The 13,659-nt window shown below is 32.8% G+C and carries 12 protein-coding genes; 1 reads left to right on the top strand and 11 read right to left on the bottom strand.

Annotated features, from left to right (window positions below; all coding sequences use genetic code 11):
- Positions 1-137: 137 nt before the first annotated feature.
- The 4 genes from MH117_RS04160 to MH117_RS04145 form a co-directional block, all read right to left on the bottom strand.
- Positions 138-2,096 (bottom strand): DUF3732 domain-containing protein, encoded by a 1,959-nt coding sequence (locus MH117_RS04160; protein WP_239327373.1) that lies wholly within the window; start codon positions 2,094-2,096, stop codon positions 138-140.
- Positions 2,081-2,584 carry a three component ABC system middle component gene (locus MH117_RS04155; protein ID WP_239327372.1) on the bottom strand — a complete coding sequence of 168 codons (504 nt, stop codon included), beginning with the start codon at positions 2,582-2,584 and terminating at the stop codon, positions 2,081-2,083. Before MH117_RS04155 ends, MH117_RS04160 begins: the two co-directional genes overlap by 16 nt.
- The gene (locus MH117_RS04150; protein ID WP_239327371.1) at positions 2,581-3,723 is read right to left on the bottom strand and encodes a hypothetical protein; all 1,143 of its coding nucleotides are present in this window, start codon (positions 3,721-3,723) and stop codon (positions 2,581-2,583) included. The genes MH117_RS04155 and MH117_RS04150 overlap by 4 nt, the downstream gene beginning before the upstream one ends.
- Positions 3,724-4,650: 927 nt before the next feature.
- Entirely contained in the window at positions 4,651-5,448 is a 798-nt protein-coding gene (locus tag MH117_RS04145) for a recombinase zinc ribbon domain-containing protein (protein ID WP_239327370.1), read from the bottom strand.
- Positions 5,449-5,490: 42 nt separating this feature from the next.
- Here MH117_RS04145 and MH117_RS04140 point away from each other — a divergent pair, with 42 nt between their 5' ends.
- Positions 5,491-5,703, top strand: a complete 213-nt coding sequence (locus MH117_RS04140) for a hypothetical protein (RefSeq protein ID WP_239327369.1) — start codon at positions 5,491-5,493, stop codon at positions 5,701-5,703.
- Positions 5,704-6,126: 423 nt separating this feature from the next.
- Here the strand turns inward: MH117_RS04140 and MH117_RS04135 are convergent, their stop codons facing one another.
- From MH117_RS04135 to MH117_RS04105, 7 genes are all read right to left on the bottom strand, one after another.
- Positions 6,127-6,804 (bottom strand): hypothetical protein, encoded by a 678-nt coding sequence (locus MH117_RS04135; RefSeq protein ID WP_239327368.1) that lies wholly within the window; start codon positions 6,802-6,804, stop codon positions 6,127-6,129.
- Positions 6,805-7,072: 268 nt separating this feature from the next.
- On the bottom strand, positions 7,073-7,705 hold the full coding sequence (locus MH117_RS04130; protein ID WP_239327367.1) for a hypothetical protein: 633 nt from the start codon (positions 7,703-7,705) through the stop codon (positions 7,073-7,075).
- A gap of 22 nt (positions 7,706-7,727) precedes the next feature.
- Positions 7,728-8,090, bottom strand: a complete 363-nt coding sequence (locus MH117_RS04125; protein ID WP_239327366.1) for a hypothetical protein — start codon at positions 8,088-8,090, stop codon at positions 7,728-7,730.
- 293 nt (positions 8,091-8,383) lie between these two features.
- Positions 8,384-9,421: a serine/threonine-protein kinase gene (locus MH117_RS04120; RefSeq protein WP_239327365.1), complete on the bottom strand. Its 1,038-nt coding sequence runs from the start codon at positions 9,419-9,421 to the stop codon at positions 8,384-8,386.
- Positions 9,403-9,876: a hypothetical protein gene (locus MH117_RS04115; protein WP_239327364.1), complete on the bottom strand. Its 474-nt coding sequence runs from the start codon at positions 9,874-9,876 to the stop codon at positions 9,403-9,405. Before MH117_RS04115 ends, MH117_RS04120 begins: the two co-directional genes overlap by 19 nt.
- A 612-nt stretch (positions 9,877-10,488) precedes the next feature.
- Positions 10,489-12,630, bottom strand: coding sequence for a DEAD/DEAH box helicase (locus MH117_RS04110; protein ID WP_239327363.1), 2,142 nt, complete (start codon positions 12,628-12,630; stop codon positions 10,489-10,491).
- On the bottom strand, positions 12,627-13,475 hold the full coding sequence (locus MH117_RS04105) for a HamA C-terminal domain-containing protein (RefSeq protein ID WP_239327362.1): 849 nt from the start codon (positions 13,473-13,475) through the stop codon (positions 12,627-12,629). The genes MH117_RS04110 and MH117_RS04105 overlap by 4 nt, the downstream gene beginning before the upstream one ends.
- Between the last annotated feature and the right edge of the window lie 184 nt (positions 13,476-13,659).

The following is a 13,659-nucleotide window of genomic DNA, read 5'->3' as shown; positions in this document are numbered from 1 at the left end:
ACCTCACTAGAATAATTATCTCAATATATTAAGAAAACTGCGCGGATGATAATACACCTTTCATATTTAATTTAGAAAGGCTATTTATGAACCGATATCGTTGATCTATTGAATCTTAGTCAGATCAAAAATCTGAGCTATATTAACGCCCTGCCCTCTCTCCAATCTCTTCTTGTGAATTGTGCAAACTCATCTCTTACTTCAAGCTCTTTTCCATCCACATGATCGACTATAATAATTTGAGGTAGAATACCCGTCTTTTTATGTATGCCTGCTACTTCATCAAATATTGTCTTATACATCCCATTAACAGCCATAATATCAGTTTGTTTTTGAACGTTAATATTTCCCTCTTCATCAGCATCAGGTACTTCCCTCATACTTTGTGGAAAATAAACCTGACTTGGTTGATCGAAGAACTGTATTAATGGCATCGGGGATTTGTCCTTTTGTTCAGTGAAATAACGCAGCAAGCTAAGAAACAAGGCAAGATGACATGAAACCCAGTTAGCCCCACTTCCCATTTCGCTTAAAAAAATCTTTTCCTCTTTTCCATATCTATCAATCTGGTGATATAAATCGAAATTATTAATATCAAATTTCAAGTTTATTGGCCTAAACTCATCTTCAAAATCCAATGTTTTAGCTAATAAATTCATGTTTATATTTATTGCTTTTCGAGCCGCCCCTATTTTTTCACTCACATTAAAGCTACCAATTTCTTCATCTAATAAGTCAATCCGCACCTTTAATTCTTTAACTTCATCATCTACATTATTAAAAATACCCTCTTTGATGGTTTGAATGTAGAGCATAATATTACCTTTTGCATAACTTGCCTTATCTTTAATTTGACCAAGAGTGTCTGACTTTAAGTATGTTCTTTCAATTTGTTTAACCTGACCATAGATGCGCTTAATATCTGAGATTATTTTATCTTTTTCATCGTCAAGTTTTCTAATCTCTTCCCAAAAGTTCCTACTATAATCATAAGTAAATTGAATTTCGCTATCTAGCCAACTACTTGCTTCAAACAAATCATTCTTATATTTCTCTATTTCTGTGCTAGGTTCACCACATAATGGACAATGGTATTGATCTTTTTCTGGTGAAGAAATCTGGGTGTTATCTTTTAGTTCATTCAGCACGTCAATATAATTTGTTCCAATCTGATCAGTATTCTTCAATTCGGTGATTTTAACACTTAATTCAACTTCTCTTTTCCTTAAAGTCTCTAGCTCTTGATTGAGTAAATTGTAACGATCTATAATATCTTTGGATGAAAATTCCGACAAGTCTAGGTCAGGTAACGCTCTTGATAAATCAATTAATTCATTAATTGACTTGTTATCCTCAAATGGTGCTCCTACAAGTGCATAATAGTCTTTAAATAAGCTGACTAAACGCACTCGAAGTCTTTTATCAACATCTGCATTTTGTTTTTGGTTTTTTTGAAGCTGTCTTAACTGTTTCTTCAAAGCATTGAGTTCTATTACTTTTGAATAGTATTCTTGACCGATAAATCCAGCAAAAATAGGGAGCTGATTAATAACATCTTGCCGCTTATAGTAATCTGTAAATCTATAAAAAAGAGCAAACTTACTGGCCATTAAGTTTTGATGTTGAAACATATAAGAGACCATATTCCGTAGAGATGCTTTTTTACTCTTACTTTCTTCGTCGCTTTCAACATTTGATACTTGTAATCCTAGCTCATATTCAATAAGATGCTGTACATCTTTTGAAGGAAGTAAATTGAGATTGTTGAAATAACTCATTTCAAAATTATTGATATCAAATGATTCTTCTTCAACCGCAAAGTACATCTTTCCTCCATTCGTCCAGGTTTCCCTTGCAATAACCAAACATTTCTTCTTAATAACCAGAAACAATCCATATATATGTCCAAAATCAGTTATTTTCCCTTTAGGCACTGTACATCTTGAACTGCATAGACAATAATCTATAATTTCAACTAAAGCACTTTTCCCTGTTTTAGAGTCCCCAGTAACTATGTTTACACCTTGATTCAAATTCACATACCGTTTTTGTCCCTCATTATTAAAAATAAATATTGCTTTTAAGTACCCCTCCATACACTACTCACCCCTAAATACATATCTAAACTTTCGGAATTTGTTTTTCTAAATACTACCCCTAAATAAAATGAAGCTTTCAACATACTTCTTATGTTTCCAGAATATTTATTGAAATTACTACTTTTCAAAAGAGCTATGTTGTCATTAATACTTATTTTATTTTCACTGGATAAAACAATTAAAGTTAGTTTAGTCAAGTCTTTCAGGTGTTCAAATCTTTCGAGGAAACCAGAGAGGTTTACTCGACTTGATATTTTTAGCTGGGTATCAGCATACTCCTTTTTAGTTCCGAATAATGTCTCGATTCTACTCGTTGTTTTTGCAGTAGCAAGTACTTCTCTGGAATCTTTCGACATTATAATTGGAAGGACATAGAATACCAATTTTATGTCAGCAGGTGTACCATACCCTTCAAGAAAATTTTGAACAATTTTGGCTGTCAAGAATGGATTTAATGATAATGTCCTCAAATGTTCAAAACTCACGACTTGTCCCCCACATCCCAAGTAAATGCCGTGGTATCTATATGATTATGTATTGTCCCTTTTTGAAAGAATGGGAAGTTAGGATTAACAGTACTAAATGGAGTTGCATCCCATGCCATTACAGAACTATAAAATTTCTTCGAGTTTTTAATCTGAGTATCCCGGCTAGAACCATCATTATCAATGATTAAAGGCTTTTTGCAGTTTAACAATTTCTGAGATAGCCTGTATGTATACTGAGATAAGCTACTGTTAAACAAAATGTTATCCGTGTAATACTTTGCAATCGTCATATTGGTTTTCCAATAATCACCGATTGCTTCTGGTATCTCGCTATCATAATCAATTGCTTTAATCACTTGAACGAATCTCTTGCCAGTGTTTCTATCAACTACTTCTAACGGAAGTTCCAGTTGTTCAAACTCAGTAGGTAATGGTGTTTCTTTTGAGTTTGTATAGTTCGGAGTAGTCATTTGTAACAGTTCTTCAAAGTATTCATAAGTAACCTCCCAAATATGAGGTTCGTCCTTTACTTTGCTTAGAATATTGCCCAGCAATGAAGCAATAAATTTTTCTCTGTTACTCTTCGGTATTAGTCTGAGATACTCTTTAAAATCGTTGTTAATACTTGTAATTCTGCTTCGAGTGTCTTTAATTTCAAACTTAGCGATAATACTTCTTAACTTATCTTCACACGAGTTATCATCTGGAAAAACACAATCATACAGTTCTCTAAATAGTTTCTCCCTTGCTTTTTTTTCTGAACCTACTTTTTTTAAGTCTTCATATTTCTCTTCGTTGCTTTTACTACTCCAGTTATTGAAAACAGATTTAGTCTGAATACCAGAAGTAGTGTATAGCAGTAGCTTATCAACGTCTTTAATTAAATCGAATTCCTTGATCCAATTATCAATAGTATTCCATATCTCAATATTGCGATCACTAATTGATGATGGTTTTAAATGATGCTTTACTTCCATTTGGAAAGAATTTTTCACAGAGACCTTACTTATATCTCCTTTAACTTCAATCAAAATGGAATCTCCTTCTTCCATTTTGAAACATTCTAAAAGCGCGATATAATACTGAAAAATATCCCCTAATCTTGTAAGGGTCGCATCATTGATTGCTCGCTTCATCCAAAAGCTCCTCTGACAATTGATAGAGACTAATTTATTAATCTACACTATCTATACAGAATTCGAGCTTTATCGCCTAAATCCTCCCAAACGAATGTTCTAGTTCTAGTTCTTTAAGCCCCAGTACTCCGCCGCTATCAAGGGATATTGGAGAAATCCGGACCAATTGAGTGACTTTTGAATCAATTATTTAGCAATCATCATATTTGATCAGCGTATTAGAACCAGGTCTTTAAACTCATTTTTAATTTTGGATTTATGGTAATTTAGAATAAGCAAATTGCAAAACAAAACGCATTCTCATGTGAGCATAGTTACCCAAGTGAAGATGCGTTTATGATTATTATGTCGAAAACGTTCCATTAGACCGACTAAGCGAACTCAGCCTCTAGTATAACGAAGAAGCTTTCAGTTTCAATTATATATTATTAGCAAGAAGCGTAAGAATACCGCATAGTCTTGCACTTGCTTTGAAAGATTGATCCGAACTGTCTCACACATCTTACTGCTTTCAAAATTGCTTAAGGGGATGATCACATTTATTAAACCTTGGTAGAAAAATCGAGGATTCTGACTTCTTTGAAATTGAGCAGTACCACTAGGAGTAGAAGCAAGTAGCTTCTGCTCCTTTTATTTTCCGAATTCTGATCTGGAAGGTTGTGCTTATTTGATCACTGCAAAAAACAAACTTATAAACATTTGCTGGCAAGTACGCTAAGAGAAAACGTCGATAGTTGTTTAATTAATGAACTGATTGATCGTTACGCCAACCCAGTAGCTTTAGTTGACGTGACTGAGCAAGAACTTCTAATATTAAGGGTATTGGCGTATCAAAAGTTAAGCAAATTGTCGCCGCTGTGCAGCTTGTACGAGACTTTGCAGCACCTTTGTCCCAGCCGGTTATTATTCGTTCTCCAAATGAAACTTTCACCTATAACAAACCGTCAACTCCACCCGATTCCCTTCCCTATCATACACAATCCGCTCCACCAGTTTCTTCAACGCCCGATTCTTCTCTTCACTTGTTACCGCGACGCTCCATAACTCTCTAAACTGCCCTATCCGCTCATATATCTGCTCCACAGTCGGATAATTCCCTTCATCTACTACAACCTTCCGCAAATCCTTCAACTCTTCCTCCAACTTCTGTATCTGCCTTGACCGGATAGCTTTACGCTCCAAAAACACTTGCTTCGTAAGCATATCCTCTTCATACGATTCATACAGCTTGTCCAGCGCCCGCTTCTGCTTCTTCAACTCCTGCTCTTTGACCTCGATAATGACCTGTGTATCATTGTAACGACTCCCATGCAACTCATTCTCCCGCAGAATGTTTGGGTCTACATGGATAATCCGATCATACAGAGCATTGAAAAAGTCAACATCCATTACCTTTCCACGCTGCTCACATTTGCTGCCATCTTTATACTGGTGATAGCACAATGCACTCCAGTGCTGTCCTTGCTTCTTATTCTCACCTACTCTAAATCTCATCCGTGAACCGCATTTCTCACAATACAGCAAGCCCGACAAAGGAAAAATGTTACGCCTTGAATTGGGGTTCAGAATGCGATTCTTAAGCAGCCGCTCCATAATTGCTTCATGTTCTTCCGGCGTTTTCAGCTTTTCATGTGTTCCCATGACTTTAATCCGCTCTTCTTCGGGAACCAATTCCACCTGTCCACGTTTGGAACGGGTTGTACGCAATTGTTTGAGCAACTTCATAAGAACTCATTTAGAACATTGTCCGATGATTGGATATTGGGCTTGCGTAATAAATGGGAAGAAAAACTTTTTATGCTTAGTCAGTTCATGTCTGAGGTTTGCTCGGAGTCAGGGGAATTAAGTAAAGCCATTAAGTATATGGAATGGGCGGTGCATTTCCAGCCGGAGAATGAAGAAGTTCTGAAGCAGATTGGGGACTTGTATTTGAGTTTTAGCCAGTTGGAGCAGAAAAATCTAGAGAAACAGAGCAGTTAGATGCAACAACCTCACATAAACAATCCCATGGCTATAATAGCCATGGGATTGTTTTAAGTTCCACTCACCATCTCTTTCGAAGGTTATAGTTACCTGGACCACATAAAATGTCGGCGGCAGTTACAAGCGCATCGAAATCATCTTTCGAAAGTTGTGAGATAAGTTCATACTGGATACATATTCCAATTATTTTCTTGCCTTCTTTATAGCTAATATCCCTAAGGTTTTGATGATATTTGTACCATTGAGATAATCCTGAGTAGCGGATAGAATCCTCAAACCAACGATTTCTCCCCTGGCAGTTCACCTATCTACATACCTATAATCTATTTTCATAACATGGATAATACGAGCTTGAATTATCATTTTTCAAAATACCTATTGCACTCATAATCTCACTAATAAATTAGGATTTATGCAGTTTTAAATATTTGTTTTTATTGGTAAATATACTTGAGACATTATTTTTATATCTGGTACTTCTGAATCCTCTACCTGAGTATCTAATATCGCTCTCATTAATGCCATACAAAATTTCATTCCAACTTCTTCAGATATTATATCCTTTAAGTAAATATTTGTATTATCATATTTCTCAGGAAAATTAATACAAAAGTATGTCATTTTTTTCTTTTTTTCTTCCCATATTCTATATTTCACCGTGCCTTTACCATCAACTTTCCCTTCAATACCTTTAGTTAGAAATTTATCTATTTGTCCCACTTTACTCCACGTGGCTAAGTTTTTATTTATATAAACTTCATCCCATGTATCAAAAATAGGAAAATGTAATAATAAATTTCTTATAAAACTAAACAAATCATCCGCAATTATCCCTTCAAAATGAGGTCGTCCACCTTTTTTCATCCAATTAATATATTCTTTAATTGGCTCATAACTCAATAATTCTTTATATATCGAAAATGATTCTCTTAGTTTATAAAATCTTATTTTAGCATCCTTATTAATAAAATCATCATTTACAACTTCTTCATATAAATCATAGAATCTATTATAAAATAATGATAATACTTCTTTCTCTTTTTCGTTTGGTTTTAATTCTTCTATTTTAATCCCCCACAAATTCCAGTTTAGCTGCATTTTACAGATATTATATGGCATATTCTTTTATTATAATTCTTTCAAAATCCGCTTAGAAAGTGTTGCTCTTTGCCTTATCTTTCCGATAACGTTTGGCATTCCTGACGTTCAAGCGGCTTAAGTGACTGAAGGGAACGGGTCGTCAGACTTAGCCGGTTGGATGTGTCGCCTGAATCTACTTCTCGGGAATCCACCTTGGTGACCAAGAAGCGTCAGCGACGATACAGGAATGTTTTGTTAGCTGAAGTTCATTGACTTCTCGAATATGCTAAAAAGGCAATTCGTCTTCTTCAGTTTCAATTTCAAATAATTCATTAATCATATTCTTTATACTACTAAATACTTCTGGCATCGACTTATTGATTTCATGTACATCCATCAGATAAAATAAATTCTCAATCTTAAAAATTGAATTCGCACCTATTAGATCTTTGTAAATCTCCAGGTAACACATTAAAGATTCCCATAAATACACTCTAAGATCAGTGTAGTAGTCCCCTAAATCAGCATCTTCTGGATTAGTTCGTTTAAAGAAATTATCCATACTAGTAAAATCTCGCTGGTCTTTGTTCCTCCAACTGTGATGTCCTTTAAGATTAGCATCAAACCAGTCCAATTCTCTAAAACCTTCTAAATATTCTAACGAATAATTAATCTGATTCCTTAGCTGAGGATTTGTCCAGTTATGATCAAGTAAGAACCCTACTCTATCGAACTTATCGATTCCTTCAATATCCTTGACTGTTTCAAGTAATCTCCACCAAATTTGATGAGAACCATACTTGTACTTAGTATCTGGATTAAATCGAAGCTCTTTATATTGTTCAGAATTAGAGTTGTAAATGTTAAACCCCGACTTATTATAAAAGAAGTAAAAGTTAGTATCTTTCTTGTTATCCACTAATTTTTCTTTCTTATCGTGATCAATTGTGAGGAAGCCTCTCAGAAGCAAAAAAATTAATTGCCTTAATTATGTAAAATTTACTATAGTAAGCAGTCACTTCAGACCATGTATGAAAGTTCCTATCATCTAGAGAGATATACGCTAGCATTAGATCAAATGATCTAAAAAAGCATAATGTACTATGATAAACAAGCTTTTGTCTGATTTCATTTAGTATGTCCTGATCATTAGTTCCTTGTAAATAATCATTTATTCCCTGAGAATTACTTTGTTGCAAAAATTCTTCAAATAATTGGTTAATAGATTCTCTATGCATTTCAAAATATGGTGTAAAGTTTTTATATTGTTCCTTCAACTCTGAATAATCAACAGTGAATTTCATATTTCCACTCCTCATTTCCAATAAATTTCAGCTAACGTAATATTCAAGAAATTCGTAAATATAAGAAATACAATTGATTAAACTAACCCATCCTGTCTAAATAGCCTTTTTGAAGCATGTTTTTATTATACTATTAAATGGAAGAATATGACGATCACTATTCTTATACTTTCAAACAAAAAGCCTCCGCCAGTTCCTTTGGCAGAAGCTTCTAAAATAATTGATTCACACGAACATCCCATACACTAACAGATACATTAGGAACCTAGTTAATAAACTAGGTTCCTAGACAGTTACAATTTAATTGTAAGCAATTTGTGCAACTCTTTATTTAATTGTTTAGATGAAAGCCCCTCAAAACAATGCTTATTAACTACTCTTAGATTATTCTTTCCTTTTTTAGTTTTTATATTGTAACTATTCCCAAATAGGTTTTTATTCACTTCAATACTATAATTACTTGTACTATCATTTCCTTCCCAAACTTGCTTTCTAGATGTATTTATAGATAACTGCCAATCAATAGGAATATTGATATTATTTAATTCAGATCTGATCGAATGAGCATTCTGATATCGCTTTTCTGGGTCAATTTCTAATGATTTATTTATGATCATTCTGAGCTTTTTGGGGACATCTGGTGAGTACAAATCTCGTGGCGGAAAATCACCAGATACAATATTGTAACCAAGAGTTGATCTATCGAACATAGAAATAAATCCATCCCCATTTACCATTCTGTAAAGAGTCAAACCAATTGCAAAAATATCTGCCTTTTTAGTATACTCTCCTTTGGTCAACACTTCAGGTGCTTTATGGTATACATACCCAAAAGAAGAAGTATATTTTCCTGAATCGTCAAGTTCTGCTGTTAAACCAAAGTCAGAAAGTTTTGCATTTCCTGATTTATCTAATAATAAATTACTTGGTTTTATATCACGATGGATATAATTCTGGTTATGAATGTATTGAAGCCCATGAAGTGCATCAATTATTATTCTTATCGACTGTTTAATAGGTAATTTCCCATTATCCTCAATCAACTTAAAAATAGAACCACCTTGAAGATACTCCATCAGAATATATAATTTGTCATTCTTAATAAAAGCGTCATATATCTCAGAAACATTAGTATGTTCAAGTTTATGTTGGACCCTTGCTTCAAGGTTTGCCTTATCCCCTAATTTACTTATATCATGTACTATCTTAACAGCTTCAATTCTATCTACAATTTTATTATGCGCCTTAAAAACGCTTCCAAAGTTTCCACTACCTAAACTCCCTAGCTCTTCATATTTAACAATTATATCTTTCATTTCAAACAAGCCCATGCACACAAAAAAGCATCCTTCATTTCATCCTTTAGTTTAAAATTTATTATTTCGTCAACTTTAGTGAATTGATAACTTTTACCCTTTTGTTCCATATTTAGCTTTGTTTTAGTTTGCGCATATAAAATTTTATCTGATGGTATTTCATTTTTATAACACACTTCTAGAACAATTCCTTCTATCTCTCCTCTTTGTGCCGACGCCTGCACAGGAATTTTATGTACACTCGTTTCCTGATCTTTAATTAATACAACAGTAGGATTATACTTTTGAATTATTTGTTCGAAGTCTCTCCTTAAATTGAACAATTGCTCAGCACGACTTTCTGCAGTTTTTGGTACAGAAAGAACAATCTTTATTCTAGCTTCATCTTTGATTATAGGTTCCTCAACTGTTCCTTCCAGGACAGCAACATATATTTCCTCTTTCGTACATCTGACTCCAAGAACTGACATAGAATTCTCCTCCTGTACTGAATCTAGTACAAATGTATCATATTTTTGAAGATTTTAGAATATTCATAAGTAGTATTGCAATTATTTCACCTAACGTAACATTCACGAAATTCGCAAATATAAGAAATACAATTAATTAGATGAATACATCGTGTTTAAACTGCTTTTTTGAAGTATATTTTTATTATGTTATTAAATGAAACAATATAGTGATCACTAATCCAAGACTGAAAATCAAAAAACTCCCACCAAAACATCAGCAGAAGCTTCTTTGAATAATTGATTTTCACAAACATCCCATCAATGACAGGTACGTGTGTGTTACCAACATCAGTTATACCCAATAGATAAGAAGACTTGTTTAAATTACTCAACAAATCCCTCAAATGTGCTTCACAATATGGGAAATTATATCTTGATTTATTTTGAACCACCAACTCTTTAGTTGTTGTATCTTTGAAATAAATTTTTTCTCGTGGACTCTTCAAATACTGAACTACATTCCAATCTAAATAAATATAATCATTAACGTTTTTATATTAAACATCTCCTGATTATGAATTCAACCATAACGTTCGTTATGGTAGCAACAAACAATATAGAATCTATAAATTAATTAAGTATAAATTCATTAATAAGTCGCTTCTCAAACCTATCAAGGTCTATTTTTGTAAAATCGAGATTCTTAATTTGTTTAATAATTTCATCTAAGTCTGCTTCTTCAATGTTAATAAGATGTAATTCTAATTTTCTTAGCAGAGACAAAGGAAGTCCAAACTCCTCTAAGTTAGATAATGTAGGATTCAAGAATCCTGATTCTATAGATGTAGCGAATAATTTATAGTCACCATATGTTTTTTTGTGCTTTAAGAAAACACTTTTTTGGATCTGCTCCAATCCCAATAATAATTTCGGAAATCTAAATTCAAACCACTTTCTAATTATCTTTAAAGCTTTTTGAACCGCTTCATCTGGTTCAGTAATTTTATTGTCATTTAATAAAATAGATCTAATAAATGAAGACACTACAGGTTGTTGTGACATACGGTATGTATTTAGAAAATAATGTAGAGATTTGGCTGTGTATATTTCATCTCTCCCCTTCTTCACAAAATGCTTCCATATAAGTTCACAACATACTTTTAACTGTGCTGAAGTAGGTAAACCATCCCAACTTAAAAACTTATGGAAATAATCAATATTACCTAATAGTTCATTGGCTAAAGATATTTGTCCTGCCACATTTAAATTGTTATTTTTTTTTATTACTTCTAATGGTAATACATCTTGATCCAAGTAATATTGAATCTTAGTTTTAGATTTAGCTGATAAATCTTCATACTCCATTTGTATCAAAACTTCATCCGTAGAAGTATCTTGTGTAAACCAAGGAAAATCAACATGCATGGTTGATTTTTTTGGCGGCTCATGAAAGGTAAAAACGTTACCCACAAAATATTGCTTCATTCTACCTGCTCTACCACTTATATTTTTATAATCAAAGTGAGTAAGTTTAGAAATGCCCTTCTTATTCTCATATATAACAACATTTTTAGCAGCGGTATTTATTCCTTCAATTAATGTGCTAGTACAGAATAAGTATTTTATATTTCCTTTATTAAATTCGTTTATTATATATCTACCTAGATATCTAGGAATAACTCCATGATGAAAAGCAATCTTGTATTCTAATGTTTTAGAAAGTGACCAATCCAAGTGTATATTTTTCTTAATCCACTCAATTGCATCTGCATGTGAATTAGTCTGCATTGTTGGTACCTTTCTCATTATTTCAAGGAACATTTTGGCATTTTTTTCTGCGGAGGCTGGTGATTGACAATAGATCAAAGTAGGTTCTTCTAATGAAGTCAACAAAACCTTTAATTGTTCAAATTTATCACTTGTATTGTTAATAATGCTAATTTCCTCTGTTGCTACTGTAGAAAAATCAGTAGAGAAAAAGTCACAGCCATATCTCGACTCAAAATCTTTAGGAATAGAGTCTATATTGGGACCTAAAAGGTAAAACTTTTTAGTTTGTTTCATAAGATTATAGAACACATGATTCAATACGTTTACTCGTTCATTGTCATCGTTTTGATAACTAATTTTATAGAATTCATCAATTATAAAAAAATCAATAGTAGGCATATTCTCCAATTCAATATATTTCTCAGGTGTCAATATAAAAATATTCTTTTCTCCCATACTCTGTTTGGTCGTGAATACCAGTTTATATGTATTATTATATTTACTCAGTTTTTGTCTAACTTCATCTATGAGTGCCAAAGTGGGTAGTATAATTGTAATGTTTTTATAGATGTCCGCTGCTACAATTTCTTCAATGATTAAACTTTTCCCAAAGCTAGTTGGTGCACTAAGAATAACGCTCTTATTTTCTGATAATTTATTCATAACTTCAGCTTGTTTTTGATGTAATACAATATGAGGTATGTTCTCGGAACGATAAAATTCAAAGTGTAAAAGACTTCTTATATTCATTTCATTTTCTGGTGTATCTAAATAAGGATAGTACCCGAGCCTCTCTACAAAATTATATAGAATAGGAATTAATTCTTTATTTATATCACTTTTTCTATCTAGTAAATAAAATAAAACCTCTCTTATTTCCGCTTGTTTATTACTTTTCTTTTCATTAATGTCAATCCACGATAAAATACTACTTATATTCTCAAAATGCAAATCTTCAGTAGTAATAATTTGTTTGATTTTTTCAAATTCCAAATTATTCATACACTTTGCCACATCCTAAGCTTTTGGTGTAGTTTTTCAACAAGCATTCTCTTCTCTTCTAAAGGTATCAAAATTAAAACAAAATCTATATTTTGCGGAAGACCACTTTTCAAGAATTTAGCGTTATTTTCTTCTAACTCTTCAATAAGTTCGTTCCTAAAATCATCGCAAATATACTTATAGTTTTTAATTACTTTGCTGTCATATGTTAAAAGAACAGGTATTTTCAATCTACTGAAAATCTTGTCAAGTGAAGTTCTTGAATCTATTAAATACTGCAATTTTTCAGCATGAGGCCAAGAACTATCGATTTTATTACTCACAAAAAGAAATTCTTTACGCAAAAAATCCTTATTAGAATGTATATGCAACTCTTTGATTACATCCCTTATTGCACTAGCACAATCGCTATAAAACTTAACCTCTCCTAACCATAATTGCAGTTCTTCCTCAATAGGCACTACATGTACTGCATCAAAGCCCTTAACAGTATCGTTAGAGCTATCTTTGTAATATAATTTTGAAATTGCAGGTATAGTACTGTAATAATCTCGCATAATTATGTGCAATAGTATTTCACCAAATTCTCCCCGGCTTTTATATTTCTCGCTGTCATAGACCATTTTTGCTGCCCTTCGCATTTTTCTCACACAATTATTCGGTCCAAAGGTTGCAATTTCACTGTAATTTAAAGCAAAATCCGGTAAAGCGTCAAAGATCATTTCAACTATCGCATCATACCTGAATTCATTTAGCTCATATCCTATTGAAAACCCACGAAATTGGGATTTATCGACATATTGCTCCAATACAGTTTGTGATCCAAAAAAAGATATAATATCCATCTCCTTAATGGCTTAAAATTTACCAAGGTTTACATACATTATATCTCATGTAAATTGGTTGCTCTACAGGATTCGCAGTATTAAAGTGTTTTTTTGTTTTTTTTCTATAAATCGACAAAAGTAAACGCACCAACAAGAACAAGAGTTCGCTATTATACTCACTGAAATAACTTCTCATATTTTG

It is taken from the genome of Paenibacillus sp. ACRRX (genome assembly GCF_022346885.1).
GTDB lineage: Bacteria > Bacillota > Bacilli > Paenibacillales > Paenibacillaceae > Paenibacillus_B.
The sequence above is the reverse complement of the archived record's forward strand: the minus strand, read 5'-3'. Positions and strand labels throughout refer to the sequence as shown.

Bases quoted from the DNA above. Each gene is read 5' to 3' on its own strand.
- MH117_RS04160 (WP_239327373.1), bottom strand. From the start codon at position 2,096: ATGGAGGGGTACTTAAAAGCAATATTTATTTTTAATAATGAGGGACAA.
- MH117_RS04150 (WP_239327371.1), bottom strand. From the start codon at position 3,723: ATGAAGCGAGCAATCAATGATGCGACCCTTACAAGATTAGGGGATATT.
- MH117_RS04145 (WP_239327370.1), bottom strand. From the start codon at position 5,448: ATGAAGTTGCTCAAACAATTGCGTACAACCCGTTCCAAACGTGGACAG.
- MH117_RS04135 (WP_239327368.1), bottom strand. From the start codon at position 6,804: ATGCAGCTAAACTGGAATTTGTGGGGGATTAAAATAGAAGAATTAAAA.
- MH117_RS04125 (WP_239327366.1), bottom strand. From the start codon at position 8,090: ATGAAATTCACTGTTGATTATTCAGAGTTGAAGGAACAATATAAAAAC.
- MH117_RS04120 (WP_239327365.1), bottom strand. From the start codon at position 9,421: ATGGGCTTGTTTGAAATGAAAGATATAATTGTTAAATATGAAGAGCTA.
- MH117_RS04115 (WP_239327364.1), bottom strand. From the start codon at position 9,876: ATGTCAGTTCTTGGAGTCAGATGTACGAAAGAGGAAATATATGTTGCT.
- MH117_RS04110 (WP_239327363.1), bottom strand. From the start codon at position 12,630: ATGAATAATTTGGAATTTGAAAAAATCAAACAAATTATTACTACTGAA.
- MH117_RS04105 (WP_239327362.1), bottom strand. From the start codon at position 13,475: ATGGATATTATATCTTTTTTTGGATCACAAACTGTATTGGAGCAATAT.